This window comes from Nocardia sp. NPDC051030, from assembly GCF_040683015.1.
Lineage (GTDB): Bacteria > Actinomycetota > Actinomycetes > Mycobacteriales > Mycobacteriaceae > Nocardia.
Window position 1 is genome coordinate 383,121 of sequence record NZ_JBFBCD010000005.1, and the last position, 15,045, is coordinate 398,165.

General features: G+C 68.1%; 13 protein-coding genes. 6 read left to right on the forward strand and 7 right to left on the reverse strand.

Translation table 11 applies throughout. The features are described 5' to 3' along the window. The first annotated feature begins 187 nt into the window (after window positions 1-187). The 3 genes from AB0N05_RS19400 to AB0N05_RS19410 all read left to right on the forward strand — a co-directional run bounded on the left by AB0N05_RS19400 (window position 188) and on the right by AB0N05_RS19410 (window position 1,966). Window positions 188-391 carry a hypothetical protein gene (locus AB0N05_RS19400; protein WP_364695612.1) on the forward strand — a complete coding sequence of 68 codons (204 nt, stop codon included), beginning with the start codon at window positions 188-190 and terminating at the stop codon, window positions 389-391. Window positions 392-662: 271 nt separating this feature from the next. Then, the gene (locus tag AB0N05_RS19405; protein ID WP_364695615.1) at window positions 663-1,103 is read left to right on the forward strand and encodes a GNAT family N-acetyltransferase; all 441 of its coding nucleotides are present in this window, start codon (window positions 663-665) and stop codon (window positions 1,101-1,103) included. 2 nt (window positions 1,104-1,105) lie between these two features. Continuing rightward, window positions 1,106-1,966: a hypothetical protein gene (locus AB0N05_RS19410; protein WP_364695618.1), complete on the forward strand. Its 861-nt coding sequence runs from the start codon at window positions 1,106-1,108 to the stop codon at window positions 1,964-1,966. 37 nt (window positions 1,967-2,003) lie between these two features. Here the strand turns inward: AB0N05_RS19410 and AB0N05_RS19415 are convergent, their stop codons facing one another. The 4 genes from AB0N05_RS19415 to AB0N05_RS19430 form a co-directional block, all read right to left on the reverse strand. Then, entirely contained in the window at window positions 2,004-2,987 is a 984-nt protein-coding gene (locus tag AB0N05_RS19415) for an SCO2521 family protein (protein ID WP_364695622.1), read from the reverse strand. Window positions 2,988-3,073: 86 nt separating this feature from the next. After that, window positions 3,074-4,159, reverse strand: coding sequence for an SCO2522 family protein (locus tag AB0N05_RS19420; protein ID WP_364695625.1), 1,086 nt, complete (start codon window positions 4,157-4,159; stop codon window positions 3,074-3,076). A 2-nt stretch (window positions 4,160-4,161) separates the two neighbouring features. Then, the gene (locus AB0N05_RS19425; RefSeq protein WP_364695628.1) at window positions 4,162-5,082 is read right to left on the reverse strand and encodes an SCO2523 family variant P-loop protein; all 921 of its coding nucleotides are present in this window, start codon (window positions 5,080-5,082) and stop codon (window positions 4,162-4,164) included. Beyond that, window positions 5,082-6,962, reverse strand: coding sequence for an SCO2524 family protein (locus tag AB0N05_RS19430; protein ID WP_364695631.1), 1,881 nt, complete (start codon window positions 6,960-6,962; stop codon window positions 5,082-5,084). The genes AB0N05_RS19425 and AB0N05_RS19430 overlap by 1 nt, the downstream gene beginning before the upstream one ends. Window positions 6,963-7,280: 318 nt before the next feature. On the opposite strand from AB0N05_RS19430, the gene AB0N05_RS19435 reads away from it, so the two are divergent. Genes AB0N05_RS19435 through AB0N05_RS19445 form a run of 3 tightly spaced genes read left to right on the forward strand, consistent with a single transcriptional unit; the run spans window position 7,281 to window position 10,268 of the window. After that, window positions 7,281-8,168: a sugar ABC transporter permease gene (locus tag AB0N05_RS19435; protein WP_364695634.1), complete on the forward strand. Its 888-nt coding sequence runs from the start codon at window positions 7,281-7,283 to the stop codon at window positions 8,166-8,168. Then, window positions 8,158-8,991: a carbohydrate ABC transporter permease gene (locus tag AB0N05_RS19440; RefSeq protein ID WP_364695637.1), complete on the forward strand. Its 834-nt coding sequence runs from the start codon at window positions 8,158-8,160 to the stop codon at window positions 8,989-8,991. Before AB0N05_RS19435 ends, AB0N05_RS19440 begins: the two co-directional genes overlap by 11 nt. Further along, window positions 8,988-10,268 carry a sugar ABC transporter substrate-binding protein gene (locus AB0N05_RS19445; protein ID WP_364695640.1) on the forward strand — a complete coding sequence of 427 codons (1,281 nt, stop codon included), beginning with the start codon at window positions 8,988-8,990 and terminating at the stop codon, window positions 10,266-10,268. The genes AB0N05_RS19440 and AB0N05_RS19445 overlap by 4 nt, the downstream gene beginning before the upstream one ends. A gap of 97 nt (window positions 10,269-10,365) precedes the next feature. Here the strand turns inward: AB0N05_RS19445 and AB0N05_RS19450 are convergent, their stop codons facing one another. The 3 genes from AB0N05_RS19450 to AB0N05_RS19460 form a co-directional block, all read right to left on the reverse strand. After that, window positions 10,366-11,298, reverse strand: coding sequence for a DNA-3-methyladenine glycosylase 2 family protein (locus tag AB0N05_RS19450; RefSeq protein ID WP_364695643.1), 933 nt, complete (start codon window positions 11,296-11,298; stop codon window positions 10,366-10,368). 265 nt (window positions 11,299-11,563) lie between these two features. Then, on the reverse strand, window positions 11,564-11,728 hold the full coding sequence (locus AB0N05_RS19455; protein WP_364695646.1) for a hypothetical protein: 165 nt from the start codon (window positions 11,726-11,728) through the stop codon (window positions 11,564-11,566). Between the two features lie 31 nt (window positions 11,729-11,759). Next, entirely contained in the window at window positions 11,760-14,864 is a 3,105-nt protein-coding gene (locus AB0N05_RS19460) for an FAD-binding and (Fe-S)-binding domain-containing protein (RefSeq protein WP_364695649.1), read from the reverse strand. Window positions 14,865-15,045 lie beyond the last annotated feature (181 nt).

The window sequence follows — 15,045 nt, forward strand, 5'->3', positions numbered from 1 at the left end:
GCCGAAATTCGCCCGCCGGGCGTCTGCCCGTGGTGTGCTAGATGTGTGCCCGGAGCTGTTTAGCTAGGCCCCTTTCCTTTCCTGAATCCTCCGGGCACTTCAGGAATCCCCTGTAGGAACAGAGGAGTCGAGATCTCATGGCCGAAGTCGTCACTCCCTTCCACCGGTCTCAGGCGGAGGTCGGGCGATGCAACTGACCTCGCTGAACATGCATGTCGCCGGATTGCTGCGCTGTCGCAGGGATCCGGGCGTCATGAGCGTCGAACAAGCCCACGCCGCAATGCAATTGCACCTCGATTGCACCGTCTCCACCTGCAAGGTGCGGCGGCGGGCGCGGGCGACGCTGGTCGACGAGGGACGGTGCGTGCTCGATGAGCGCGCCCTGCCATGAGTTGAGGCCGGGGGCTTCGCGGACGGTGGTGTCCGGGGAAGGCCCCCGGCCGTGAGAGACGCTGCCGCACGGACCCTTTCGAACGCCCCGCACCTCCTACCTCCGGGTGTGGCGGCGTAGTCCCATCGCGTGCGTGCAGCGCGGTTCGGCCCGCATGTTCCGCAGACGGCGTGCAGGCCGAACCGCTCCCCTTGCCCGAATGCAAACCCACCGCCCGAATCGACGCCTACCCTGGAATCCACGCACCCGTGCCGGTGGAGGGGGTCCCGGGATGTTCCGGTCCGCGGATTTATCGGATCTGGATGCCATTCGGTCGCTGGAGCTCGCGGAGTTCGACCATTTGGCCTATCCGTATTTCGTGCTCCGCCAATTGTTCGAGCTCCACGGAGCAAACTGGACAGTTGCTGAAGATAGCGGCGAGGTCTGCGGTTATGTCCTCACCGCCATCGGCGCGCACAACAGCGCCTGGTTCATGGGATTCGCGGTGGCCGAATTCTGCCGGGGTCGCGGTTACGGGCGCGCCCTGCTGGAAACCGCGCTCGAACACTGCCGCACCGCCCGGGTCGACCAGGTCTTCGTGACCGTGCGACCCGGCAATCGCGCCGCCTATCACCTGTACAAAGAGGTCGGCTTCGTCTGGACCGATCACGAGACCAGGTACTTCGGTGCCGATGAACCCCGAGATGTCCTGGTGCGCAAGCTCTACCATTGATCATGCTCGAAAAGAGCGAACCCTCCTCGCCCTTCGTCGCGACCATGAGCGAGCGCATCCAGCGCCGCGCCGACTCCTACGCCGAACAGGTCGCCGCCTTCCTCGATCAACCACACACGCTGCGCCGGCACGCCACCGAACGACCGCTGCTGGACGCCTTCACCCACCATGTCGAGGGCGTGGTCGCCACCTACGATCCGCCCGGCGTGCGGCGCGCGGGCGACAGCCTGGTCTTCGGGCACCTCTACGACGAGGCGCTGCAACCCGGTGCGACGGCACCGTTCCCGGACGTACCGATCTCGATCCTGCTGGCGGCGTTCATGGCGGCGGAGGTGGAGTTCCGGGGACCGCTTCGGTTGAGCCGCACGCAGAATCACACACTCGCACGCACCTATGAGCGGCTCGGCCGGATGCTGGTGACCACGGGACTGCCCGCGCACGGGGCGCTGGCATTCCAGCGGGCGAGCGGGCTGTACCGCATCGACGAGGACACCGATGCCGAGGATCGCTGCGGGCTGGCGCTGTCCAAGGCCAAGCGGCTGGCGCAGCCCATCCCCTGGCGGCGGATCGGCGGGCTCTTCCCGGATCTGGTGTGCGGCTACGGATACCGGCCGTTCCGCATGCTCGGATGGATCGCCGTGCAGCTGGTGATCTTCGCGGTGGCCATTGCCCTGGTATCGCATGAACCGCTCACCACCACGATCTACAAGGTGCTGGTCAACTACCTGAATCCCTTGGGGCCCGGCGATACCGACGGGCTGCGCACCGGCGGGCGGGCGCTCTACGTGCTCGAGTGCTATCTCGGGTCGGTGACCACGTCGGTGTTCTTCGCACTGCTGGTGCGTCGCTGGTTCCGGCTCTGAATCGCCGGGCTTGCGTCCTGAATGTCGCTGCCGCCGTTCACCATTCGGCGGTGCTGATCTTGGCGCTGCGCAGCGCCTCCAGCGTCGCCACGGCCAGCCGGTCGCGCAGCTGGCCGACCTGCGCGGTCCACTGCCGGGAGAAGCCCGGGTCGTTCTCCAGCCGCGTCCACAGCTCGCGCAGTCGCGGCGGGGTGTGCGCGCCCGGCATCCACAGGTGCACCAACTGCTCCAGCAGCGGGCTGAGCCGCTCCAGGGAATCGCGGTCCGGGCCGCCCGCATCGGCGTCGGCGAGTGCCGCGCCGAGCGTGCTGAGCAGCCAATCGTGCACCGCGAGATCCTCGCAGAAGCGTTGCACCCCAGCCAGATCCCGGACGGTCGGCACCATGATCCGGACCGAGCGGGTGTTCTCATCCTCCAGCCGGAAGGCGAACAGGGTGCGCCCGCGCACCGCCCCCTCCACCGGCGGCGCCACCCGGGCCGCCCAGCGCAGCCGGGTCGGCGCGGTCCGGACCGGTGGTTTCTGATCCAGGGTCGGGGTCATCCGGACGCGGGTGAGCAGGCGTTCGCTGGTGGAGGCGAGATCCAGGGTGGTGGCGCTGGAGCCCTCCAGATAGCCCTCGGTCAGATCGACGGCGGCGGCGGTGTCGTCACCGAGGCGGTGAATCAACTCCACCGAGCCCACCCGCGTCAGATAGTGCGACCAGCGCTGCCGGTTCGAGACGGCCGCCCGCTCCACCCGGGTGCACGACGAACTCTGCAGGACCCGGCCACCCACCAGCACCGCATGCGTGCCGACGGTGCCGATCACTCGACTCTCCGAGCGGGACACCGTGGCCAGCTGACAATCCACGCCGACCGCCGAACTCGGTGAAACCGCCAGCGGCAGTGGACGTTCCCGCACCAGCACGCGCTGCCCCGGCAGCAGCGACAGCAGGGCGGACGCCTCCCGCGCGGCCAGCGCCGCCGAATTCGGCAACAGCGCGGTGCGCACCTCCCCCAGCAGCACAAGCGGATCGGTCATGCTGTGCCCGTCGTCGCATGCCCGAGGGGCCCAGCGTGGTTACGCAAGCTTCCGCCTCCGGGCCCTGACTCGGTCATGCGGCCACCTCACAGGTCATCCATGAAGACATGGTTCAGTCGCCGCGTCACCCGCTCCGGGACCTGCACCGGGGGGCGTTCGGTCGCGCCGCGCTCGGTCAGCTTCGCGTAGACCTCCTCGTCCACCTGCAGGTGGTCCAGGATGGTGCGGACCGCGTGTTCGATGCCTAGATAGCCGTAGGGCAGCACCGAGAGCGCGCGGTAGGCGGCGAAACCCTCGGGGCGCTCGGTCAATTGGATCACCGCGGGCAGCTTCCACCAGTCGTCCGGCCACGAACCGGTCCAGCGTTCCGGCTTCGCCACCAGTGCACCGTCATCGCGAATCATGCCCAGCCGCAATAACTGCCAGATGGCAGCGAGGAACGGGCAGGACCATTTCGTCCGCTGCACCTGCGCGCCCGCGACCTCTTCCAGATAGTGACTCCACAGCTGCACATCCAGGAATATCGAATGATTGCGCGCACCGAACTCCACCGGCGGCCGGTACGCGGCGACCCGCATGGCCTGTCCCGCATCGTATTCCGAGGAGCGGCGGCCATTGCACAACCAGCCCGACTCCACGGTGGGTGGGCGGCGGCCGGTCGATCCCTCCTCCGGCTCGGGGACGATGCGGGCCGCCATCATCTCGGCCAGCCGGACCGGTTCGCCGAGCGGTTCGCCGTCCAGCAGGGACGGCACCTCCGCACAACCGGCCTCACGCGCCAGATAGTCGATACGCAGCCCGGACGCTTCGGCGGCCCGCAACAGCTTGGGCAGGATCACCGACGGTGCGGCCTGCGGGCGGGGCGGACCGTCGCGGAAGTGCTCGAAGTAGTCGTCGATCAGGAAGCAGGTACTCACCCGCGCGCCGGGCCCGAATTCCGCGCGCGCCACCTGCGTGTACGCGTCGACCAGCGGTGCGACCTTGCGCAATTGGGCGCGGATCGGGTCGTTCGGGTCGATGCCGTCGACCAGCTGATCCGGGTCCTCCGGATTGTCCAGCCGGATGAGGTCGTCCATATAGAAGTGCCCGACCTCCACCGACAGATGGGCGAGCGGCTGTCCGGCCACCCGATTGCGCTCACCGGCCTCGCTGTAGTCGGTCGCGGAACTCACTGTTACTCCAGCCTTTCCCAGACCGCGCGGTTCATGAGCCGCACGGCGAGACGACGGAAAGCATCGACGGTTTCCTCATTGGCGATCCGGGCCGACGCGTCTATATCCAGGATCACCTGTTCCCGGCATTGCAGCATCGGTTCCACCGGGGTTTGACCGAGCACCACCGTGGAGCCCATGTCGTTTCGGATGGCCGCCCGGTTCAGCGTGTCGTCCTGAGTCTGCAACCAGGCCGCCTGGGCCGGGCGCAGGCCGACCGCCGCATTCAATTCCGGCACCGCCGTCCGCACGTAGCGTACCGAGTTCCGCAGCAGATCCGCGTCGTGTCCATACCGCGCGCCGGTCTTCAGCAGGCCGTGCTCACCGTGCACCAGACCGTGCGCCGCCACAATGTGCTGACGGGTCCAGCGATGGAAGATCAGCCAGCGCGAGACCGCCCCGGCCAGCTGCGGCTGCCGGGTGGCCTGCAAGGCCAGCGCCAAGGCGATGGACCGGCCCGCGCTCAAATCCACGAAGGTGACATCGAATTCCTGCTCGCACGAGGACAAGAGCGCCGTGCACAGCTGCACCATGGACGCGTCCAGCACGGTGAACTCGGCTCCGCTGCGATCACCGGGAAACAGCACCAAGCGACCGGACGGGTGTCGGGACTGGCTCAGCTCCACGCGGTCGGTCTCCGAGCGCACGCTCAGGCGGGCCGGACTGCCGATATTGCCGAGCAGATACTCATGCAGGCCGATATCGCCGGGTATGCCGCGATCGATCCGGCTGATCTCGAAAGTGCCTCCGGCCGTGGGTGATCCGAAGTCGAAGTCCAGGTAGGCCACCTTCTGGCCCTCCATGCTCAGCCAGTAGGCCATATTGCAGCTGGTCACCGATCTGCCGGTGCCACCCTTGTCCGAGGCGGAGAACACGAGAACCATCACATGCTCCTGGTGGCGTCGGACCGGGCGTAGGCGAGCTCGTCCAGCTCCAGCAGGGCCTGCGTGACCAGGCTCAGCGCGGTGCCGGGCCGCTCGTCGATGAGCCTGCGGGCGCGCTGTAAACGCTGTTCCACCAGGGCCAGGGCGGTGCGGTTGGAGGACACGTCGCGTTCGCTGAGTTCCAGCAGTTCGCGATTGAGCAGGTGTTCGGCCTCGGTGAGCAGTTCCATGGCGCGCACCACAAGCGCCGGGGAGCGCAGCGGCGGTTCGCCGTACATGCGGGCGGCGGCGACCAGGCATTCGACCACGCGCTCGGTGAGATACCAGGAGGGTTCGAGGATCTGCTCGCCGCCGAAGATCCGGCACGGATCGTCCCACAGTCCGACCGGGCCGTCGCGGAAGGCGCGGCGGTCCAGATGGTCCATGGTGGTCTGGGCCAGCGCGAGCAGTTCGTCGCGGGTGTCCATGTTTCCCGACAGCCGGGCGGCTTGCAGGGTGCGCTTCAAAAGCACTGTGGCGTAATCGGATACGGTCCACGCCAGCATCGGGCCGCCGAGTTCCTCGCTGCCGAACAGGCGCAGATGGACGCCGGGGGTGTGCATGGCGCGGGCCGGATCACCCTCGGTGACACGGCTGATCACGCGGCCGCGGCGGGCCAGTTCATCGAAAATCGGTGCGGCCCTGGTGAGATCGTCATCGCTGGCCTCGCGATTGAGTAGGTCCTGCATGAGCACGGCGGACACGCTGAGACTGAAGTAGTCCGACTCCTCGCCATCGGAGGTGCGCCAGGGAATGTCCTCCAGGGGCCAGCGGCCGGAGCCGAAGCGCGCCACCGCGGACCAATAGCGCTGTGCCAGATCCCATCGCAGTTGCAGCGCCTCGGCCAGCCGTCGCTGCTGATCGTCGAGCAGGTCCAGTTCGCGGGTGCGGGCGGAGGTCAGGTCATTGATGCCGTCCAGGGCGACCACGGTGAAGTGCAGGTACGGGCGGGCGACGGCATAGCCGGGCGTTTCGGCGATCGGCATGTCGACGAAGTCGATGGGCGCGGCCTCGCGCACCATGCTCCAACTCCAGCCGCATTCGAACAGCAGGCCCTCGGCGTAGAGGTCGACGCCGGGCGTCTTGCTCAGGGTGACGTCATTGCGTAGTCGCACCCGCACACGCTCCAGGCGATGCCAGACCGCCTCCACCACAGCATCATCCGGTGCGCCGGTCTGATTCAGCATGGACAGCATGGCTTGGCCCTCGGCGGATTCCGGGGTGACGGTCTGCACCACGAAACTGCGCACCAGGCCGACCATGGCGGCGGTCAGGCGGGTATTGATGCGGGCATCCAAGTCCTGGATGCGCGGGGCGAGCTCGACCGCGTCCCGGATTCTGCGGGAGGCGAGCTCCGCGATCGGGCCGTGGAAACTGCGCAGGAACTTCAGCGCCGCCAGGCACAGGGTCAACGACATGGAATACGAGTCGACGACATCGAGGCCGCGCTGCGCATCGGTGGGGTAGGCGCCGCCCGTGGCGGTCAGATAGCTCCCCGCCGCGAAGACCGGGAGATCCTTCTTGGTCTCCGCATTCACCTCGACCACCTCGGTATAGCGGTCGATGTACTGCTCCAGAATGTCGACGATATTCTCGCCGATGCGCCAACCCGCGCCCAGCGGAGCCAGCACCGCGCGCACATCGTCGGCAATGTGCTCCGGGCGGTCGAGGGCGAACCCGTCGATCTCGGTGGCCGGATACAGCAGGCACAGCAGTTGTTCGGCATCGCTGATCGAGTTGGAGCCGCCGCGGCCGCCCCATTCCCAGGCGCCGTCGCTGTAGCAGGCGGTCAGCAGCGACCGCCATATCCCGAGAATCTGCTGCCGTGGCTGAATTCGCATCGACGCCGTCCCCTGCCCTGTCGTGGCCCGCCTCGCCGGTCATCACTCGCACAAGCGCGGCAAAAACTATCATGCGCCGAAGCGGGTCATCGGGTGAAAGGGAACCCGAAACCTGCTCGGGCACAGGGCAAAGCCGGACGAATCGGGCGCATTGGAGAGTGGGCGGAACCGGGCGCGGCGAATCACGGAATGACGCGGCCCGGCAGCGTGAGTCACGGTGACCTGCGGCGAGGGACAGCGCGGCCCGTGGCGAGGGATAGCGCGGGGTCTGGCGTGGGAGCGCGCGGGGCGGGCGGGGTGGCCGGTAGCGTCCCGAGCATGGACCGCACGGTTCGCGGGAATCGACGGGCGCTGACCCGCCCGGCCACCGGCTACGCCCTGCTGCTGCCGAGCCTGGTCGGCGTCGGATGCTTCCTGCTGCTGCCGATCGCGGTGGTGCTGTGGCTGAGCCTGCACAGCTGGAATCTGCTGGGGCCCATCGAATTCACCGGGCTCGACAACTGGCGATCGGTGCTGACGGACCGGCAATTCGGGCATTCGGTGCTGGTGACGCTGGGGCTCACCGCGCTGGTGGTGCCCGCACAGACCGTGCTCGGATTCGCCATTGCGGCACCGCTGGCCCGGCGCGGACGCGGCGGGACCGTGCTGCGGGTGCTGTACGCACTGCCGTGGATGTGCGCGCCGGTCGCGGTCGGCGTGGTGTGGCAGTGGATCTTCGCACCCACCGGCGGGGCGCTGAACGCGCTGCTGGGACGGCGAATCGAATGGCTCAGCTCGCCGGGGCTGGCACTGCCCGCGGTGGCGGCGGTCCTCGTGTGGATGAATGTCGGCTATGTGGCGCTGTTCTTCGTCGCCGGGATCCGGGCCATACCAGGGGAGATCCTCGATGCGGGCGCGCTCGACGGGGCGACCGGGTGGCGGCGGGTGCGCTGGCTGATCCTGCCGCTGCTGCGGCCGACCATGTTCTTCGTGCTCGCCACCGGGGTGCTGACCGTCTTCCAGACCTTCGATGCCGTGTACGCGCTGACCAGGGGCGGGCCGGACCATCGCACGGATGTGGTTGCCATGCGGTTGTATTCGGAGGCGTTCGAGGCGGCGCGTCCGGGGCGGGCGGCGGTCATGGCGGTGGTCGTGTTCGCGGTGCTGTTCGCGATCACCGTGCTGCAATACCGGTATTTCCGGGATCGGACCGGCGATGAATTCTGACAATCGCCGCGCGGCCGTGCGTTCGGTGGCGGCCTATGTGCTGCTGGTCGCCGGGGCGCTGCTGACGGTCGCGCCATTGGTGCTCAGCGCGCTCACGGCGGTGAAGACGCCGGGGCAGTTCGCGAGCGAATCCGCTTTGACGCCACCGCATCCGGTCACACTCGACAACTTCCGGACCGTGCTCGATCAAGGGCTGGGGCGGGCGGTGGCCGTCACCGCGCTCATGACCGTGTGCATCACCTGCGGACAGCTGCTCACCTCGATACTCGCCGCCTACGCGTTCGCGCGCACCCGCTTTCCCGGACGTGATCTGCTCTTCTGGGTGTATCTCGGGACCATGATGGTGCCGAGCGCCGTCACACTCATTCCGCTGTACCTGATGTTCGCGAAACTCGGGTGGTTGAACAGCTTCTGGGCGTTGGTGCTGCCCTTCATGTTCGGGTCGCCGTACGCCATATTCCTGCTGCGGCAATACTTTCGGGCCATACCCGTGGAGCTCATCGATGCCGCGCGCATGGACGGTGCCACCACTCTCGACATCCTCGTGCACGTCGTGGTCCCCATGAGCAAGCCGATCCTGGCGACGCTCACGGTGATCACGCTGGTCTCGCAGTGGAACAGCTTCATGTGGCCGCTCGTCGCCGCCAGCGGGCCGAAATGGCAGGTGCTGACCGTGGCCACCGCGAATATGCAGACCCAATACAACTCGCAGTGGACGCTCATCATGGCCGCCACCACCCTCGCCATCGCGCCCTTGGTGGTGTTGTTCGTGGTGTTCCAGCGGCAGGTGCTGCGGTCCATTGCCTGGACGGGGCTCAAATGAGGGTCAAGGACTCCACTCGGGTGGTGCTCGGGATCGCGCTGGCCGCGGTATTGCTGATCGCGGCGGCGCTATGGCTCGGGCGGGACACCGACGGGACCGGGCGCACCGTGGTGCGACTGCGGATCTGGGATCAGAGCTTCGTATCGGCGTACCGGGCCTCGCTGGATGAATTCGAGCGGGCGAATCCGGATATCGAAGTGCGAATCACCCTGGTGCCGTGGGCTTCCTATCAACAGAAGCTGCGACTGGATGTGGCGGGCGGGATCGCGGACGACCTGTTCTGGACCAACCTGTACGAGGACTACGCCGACAGCGGGAAGCTCATGGATATCGGGGCCGCGCTGGGCACCGAATCCGCGCGAGCGTGGGATCCCTTCGCCGTCAACCAGTTCACGCGCAATGGAACACTCTGGGCGGTACCGCAATTCGTCGATGGCGGCAGTGCGGTGTACTACAACCGGGACCTGCTGACGGCCGCCGCAGTGGATCCGAGCGAGCTGGCCTCGTCGCACTGGAATCCCGACGCCGCGCGCGATACATTCCGGCCGTTGCTTCGGCGGCTGGCAACCGTCTCGGCCTGGCCATACAACGCGGCCAATGACTTTCAATCCATCACGCTGCCGTATCTGGGATCGGCGGGCGGACAGTTCCAGCAGGACGGGCGATTCGCGTTCTCGACTCCGCAGGGGCGAGATGCCTTCGGGTACACGGTCCGGCTCGTCACCGACGGGCTTTCACCGTCGGCCGCCGACACCAACCACAGCAGCGACTTCGCCAAGAACGCCTTCCTACAAGGCCGGATGGCGCTCCTCCAATCCGGCAGCTTCAACCTCGCGACCATCGCTCAGAACGCTCGATTCCAGTGGGGACTGGCCCTGATACCCGAGGGGCCAGCCGGACGGGTGAGCGCGAACAATTCCATTGCCGTCGCCGGGAATTCGGCAACGCGGCACCCGGAGGCAGTACGGCGCGTACTCGGCTGGCTGGGCAGCGCGACCGGGAATCGATACCTCGCACTGGACGGCGCGACCATTCCCGCCGTCCTCTCGGAACAGCAGGTCTACCGAGACTATTGGGCCCGGCAAGGCGTGGACGTCGCCCCCTTCTTCGACGTCCTGCGCGACAAGCAGATCTCCGCCGGTGGCGGCCCCGGCTTCCCCGCAGCCCTCCAAGCGGTCACACCGATCCTCGACGAGATGTACCTCGCACGCATTCCGGTGGCCACCGCACTGGACCGGGCCCAGTCCGCAGCCCAAGCGGCCGTCGACCAACAGTGACCAGCCCGGGAGTTGCATGCCTTCTCGACAGTTGCAGGCCTTACAACCCCTGCAACTGTCGAGAGGGCCTGCAGCTTTCAACGAGGGGCCGCCGGGGTCAGATGCGGCTGTGATCGGTGTAGGGGGTGCGGGGGGCGAATTTGGGCTTGCGGGCGAAGCCTGCGAGGCCGAGCAGGCGGACAGCCCGGTAACGGTGCGGGCGTAGGGGTTCCAGGTATTCGACCATGGCGGCATCGTCGATGGGGCGGCCGAGGAGGGTCCAGCCGACGGTGGCGGCGAGGTGGAAATCGCCCACCGACAAGGCATCCGGATTGCCGAAGGCCCGCTGGGCGATCTCGGCGGCGGTCCAGACGCCGATGCCGGGGACGGTGCGGAGGCGGTGTTCGGCGTCGGCGTGCGACAGGGCCGCCGCTTCCTCCAGCTTGGGAGCGATACGAGCCGACAGCACAATGGTTTTCGAACGCTGCGGCTCAACATTGGCGCGGTGATAAACCCAAGACGGGATATGCCGCCAGGTCTCGGCATCCGGCATGACGCGGAGTCCGTCAGGAGCGGGCCCCGGAGCCGGAGTCCCGTAGCGCCACACCAGTTTCCGCCAGGAGGCATGGGCGGTCCGGGTATGCACCTTCTGCTCCAGCACCGCAGGCACCAAGGCCTCCCACACCAGACCCGTGCGCAGCATCCGCAGACCGGGATTGCGGCGATGCGCCTCGGCGACCTTGGGATGCTCGGGCATGAAATCGGTGAGGTCCTCGTCCACACACAACATGTCCGGAAGCCGTTCCATAAACTCCGCCGCACCCGGACCCCACGCCTTGGCATCAACGGCACACCGGTCGGCCTGGCTGAGCCGATAGGTGACCTCACCAGTCGGCATCCGCGAGGCGTGCCAGTGCGCGCCGTCCGGGGTTTCGCGGTGACACGGGTCGCCGAACCCGCGGCGCAGTGGCGTGATGGTGGCTGCCAGATCGATGGGACGCTCGGACCGCACTGTGCGCGTCAGCACGGCAGTGGTCGAAGCAGAAGTCACCGGCCCATTTTGCCTCGCCTCGGTCCGCCCGCCCGAGCGGGTGCCCAAGGCTGACGGCCGAATCACGACGTGTCCGCCGGAATGGGTGCCCGACGCCCAGATCCGATACGACGTGGGTCCCCTCCAGCGGGGGCTGAGCGCAGGGTGTCGGCCAAGCAAGGCCTCGCGCGGGGCGACCAGGGCGGCCCATCGGAACAGGATTTCCCGGCGGGTGGGACGGCGGCATGGAGAGTCCGCTGTAGTGGGTGCCCGATGGCGGGACCGGTCACGGGTCCAAGAGAAACTGAGCCAAGTGGCGGGCGGGATGACCGGCCAGCTGGTCGGCTTGGGTCCGGCAGGAGAAGCCGTCGGCGATCAGGATCCAATCATCGGCCGCCGCACGCAGCGCGGGCAGCAGCCGGTGAGTTCGCGCACGGTCGCCCCGGGTCACGGGTCACGGGTCACGGGTCATGGGTCACGGGTCATGGGTCCAAGAGAAACTGAGCCAAGTGGCGGGCAGGATGACCGGCCAGCTGGTCCGCTTGGGTGCGGCAGGAGAAGCCGTCGGCGAGCAAGATCGAGTCTTCACTGGCTTCACGGAGCGCTGGCAGCAGCCCGCTCTCGGCCACGGCCACCGACACCTCGTAGTGGCCGCGCTGCATGCCGAAGTTTCCGGCCAGCCCGCAACACCCGGCGAGCTCGCGAACGGTCGCGCCGGTACTCGCCAGCACTCTCCGATCCGCCGCGAATCCGGACACCGCGTGTTCATGGCAATGCGGCTGCACCAGCACCGTCCGCCCACTCCGATCCGGCGGCTGCCATTGCGGCTGCTCCTCCAGGAACTCCGCCAGGGTCCGGACCGCTCCGGCCACCGCTGCGGCGCGCGGATCATCCGGGAGCAAGCGCGGCAGATCCTCCCGCAGCGCGGCGGTGCACGAGGGCTCCAGCCCAACGACCACACCGCCCGACCGAACATGCGCCTCCAGCGCATTCACGGTGCCCCGCAATCGTTTTCGCGCACCTTCCAACTGTCCGGTACTGATCCACGTCAGCCCACAACACACCCTGCGCTCCGGAATCCGCACCGCATGCCCCAGCGATTCGATCAACTTCACTGCCGCCCAGGCAATCTCGGGATCGAAGGCATCCGTGAAACTGTCGATCCACAGCATGACCGCGGGCGAACCGGCGTCGGGCCGAGTACCACCCGGGTCATCTCCGCCGCCCGGCAATGCGGCCACCGCATCGGGCAACGCGACAGCGGGGGTCAAGGCGATGGTCTCCGGGAACGTGGCGGCGGAGCTGGACTCACCCACCCCCGCTGAGCCAGTGCGGGAAGTGCCCGCGGTGTCGGCATCGCCGGTCGATCCCGGACCCATCGCGACGGCCGGGTCATTCGATTCGACAACCGGGTCACGCGGTTCGACGGCGGGGTCAGCCGTGAGGTCGGCGGAATCCGGTGATGCGACGCCCCGGGGTGACACGGCGGCGGCCGTATCCAGTGATGCCGCCGTTGCGATCGGGGACGCCGTGGATGGCGTTCGGTCTCGCCAAGCTCGGCGGAAACTTGTGCCTGCCAGGGGCGGCACCGGGCGACGGGGGTCGATTCCCGCTGCACGCAGGCCGATTCGGCGTAGGGGGGTGGCGGCCAAGGCATTCATCAGGCGGGGGGCGCGGGTGGCGGCGGCTAGCCATTGGGGGAGGCGGCCGAGGGAGTAGTGGTCGGGTGGGCGGAGGCGGCCCTGGTAGCGACGGTAGAGGGTTTCGGATTTGTAGGTGGCCATGTCGACGCCGGCGGGGCAGTCGGAGTGACAGGCCTTGCAGGAGAGGCAGAGGTCCAGAGATTCGGCTACCGCGTCGGAGCGCCAGTCCAGGTCGCCTCGGACGACTTCCTGGAGGACTCGGGCTCGGGCTCGGGTGGTGTCCTTTTCGTCGGCGGTGGCCAGGTAGGAGGGGCACATGAAGCCGCCGGAGGGGCGGGAGTCGGCGCGGCACTTGCCTACTCCTACGCAGCGGTGCACGGCGGTGGATAGGTCGCCGTCTTCGGGGTAGGTGAAGCCGCCTGCCAGGGGGAGGGGACGCAGGCCCGCGAGACGCAGATCAGCGTCGACCGGACGGGGTTGCACCAGAATGCCTGGGTTCAGGACGTCGGCGGGGTCGAAGAGGGCTTTGAATCCGGCGAAGGCGGCCAGGGCTTCGGGGGAGTACATGAGGGATAGGAGTTCCGAGCGGGCGCGGCCGTCGCCGTGTTCGCCGGAGAGGGAGCCGCCGAAGCGCACCACTTGACGGGCGGCGTCCTCGAGGAAGGCTCGGAAGCGTTGGGGGGCATCGGTTATGGGGAGGTCCAGGCGGACGTGGATGCAGCCGTCGCCGAAGTGTCCGTAGAGCAGGCCGTCCACGCCGTGGGATTGTGTGAGTTCCTCAAATTCGCGTAGGTACGCGCCGAGTTTGTCGGGTGGGACGGCGGCGTCCTCCCAGCCGGGCCAGGCGGGGTTGCCGTCCGGTGTGCGGCCCGAGAGGCCCGCGCCGTCGGCGCGTATTGCCCACAAGGCTTGAGCCTCCGCCTTGTCGGTGACCATGCGGGAATCCAGCGCGTGCGCCGAAACCCGCAGCAGCTCGGCCGCATCGCGCGCCTGCTCGGCCGTTTCGCCCGCGAGCTCGATCAGCAGCCAGCCGCCGCCGCGCGGCAGCTCCGGCACCGTGCCCTTATGTGTGCGCACCACATTCACCAGGCGGGCCTCCATGCCCTCGACCGCGATCGGCCCGGCCGCCATGATGGCGGCGATATCGTCTGCGGCACTGGGCATATCGGGATATCCGAGCACCACCAGCACGGTCGCGGCGGGCATCGGTACCAGGTCGACCGTCGCCTCCAGCAGCAGCCCGCAGGTGCCCTCGGTCCCCACGAATGCCTTGGCGATCGACGAACCCCGTTCCGGCAGTAGGTGTTCCAGGCTGTATCCCGATGCCTGCCGCTCGAACCGTCCCAGTTCGGTGCGGATCACCGCGAGATTCGCGCGCGTGAATTCGGGCAGCCCCGGCACCGCCGACAGGTCTGCCGCGAGCCGTCGCTCTGCCCCTGAACCATCGAGTATTCGCAGTTCACGCACCGTATCCGAGGTGCGTCCCCAGGCGACCGCGCGCGGCCCGCAGGCATTGTTGCCGATCATCCCGCCGAGCGTGCACCGATTCTGCGTCGACGGATCCGGTCCGAACCGCAATCCGTGCACACCGGCCTGCCGCTGCAATTCCGCCAGCACCACGCCGGGCTGCACCCGCGCCACCCGGCGCTCGGCATCCACCTCGAGAATGGCGTTCATATGCCTGCTGAAATCCAGCACCACCCCGCTGCCAATGGCATTGCCCGCCACCGAAGTCCCCGCCCCGCGCGCCGTGACCGACAGCCCGGCACCGCGCGCGAAGTCCAGTACCGCGGCCACATCGCCGTCGGTGCGCGGAAACACCACCGCAGCGGGTACCACCCGATAGTTCGACGCATCCGAGGAGTACTCGACCCGCCGCCGATCGGACGCATCGACCTCCCCGGCGATCCGCCCGCGCAAGCCCCGTTCCACCGCATCGGTCACCCCGCCAGCCTATGACCCACCACGTGACACCGAATCGACTCCGCATCCGAGACACTCGGCCGAAGTGGTCGAGCGAGCCCGGCGTGGCTCGCCGCATTCACCGGACGCGGCGCGAATTCGGCAGGACGCGCGGCTGCCTCCCACCCGGCGCGGCCGGGGCGACAGACGATGGGGGCGTGGC

Excerpts from the sequence above, each read along its gene's own strand:
- AB0N05_RS19400 (WP_364695612.1), top strand. The coding sequence starts at position 188 with ATGCAACTGACCTCGCTGAACATGCATGTCGCCGGATTGCTGCGCTGT.
- AB0N05_RS19405 (WP_364695615.1), top strand. The coding sequence starts at position 663 with ATGTTCCGGTCCGCGGATTTATCGGATCTGGATGCCATTCGGTCGCTG.
- AB0N05_RS19410 (WP_364695618.1), top strand. The coding sequence starts at position 1,106 with ATGCTCGAAAAGAGCGAACCCTCCTCGCCCTTCGTCGCGACCATGAGC.
- AB0N05_RS19415 (WP_364695622.1), bottom strand. The coding sequence starts at position 2,987 with ATGACCGATCCGCTTGTGCTGCTGGGGGAGGTGCGCACCGCGCTGTTG.
- AB0N05_RS19425 (WP_364695628.1), bottom strand. The coding sequence starts at position 5,082 with ATGGTTCTCGTGTTCTCCGCCTCGGACAAGGGTGGCACCGGCAGATCG.
- AB0N05_RS19430 (WP_364695631.1), bottom strand. The coding sequence starts at position 6,962 with ATGCGAATTCAGCCACGGCAGCAGATTCTCGGGATATGGCGGTCGCTG.
- AB0N05_RS19435 (WP_364695634.1), top strand. The coding sequence starts at position 7,281 with ATGGACCGCACGGTTCGCGGGAATCGACGGGCGCTGACCCGCCCGGCC.
- AB0N05_RS19440 (WP_364695637.1), top strand. The coding sequence starts at position 8,158 with ATGAATTCTGACAATCGCCGCGCGGCCGTGCGTTCGGTGGCGGCCTAT.
- AB0N05_RS19445 (WP_364695640.1), top strand. The coding sequence starts at position 8,988 with ATGAGGGTCAAGGACTCCACTCGGGTGGTGCTCGGGATCGCGCTGGCC.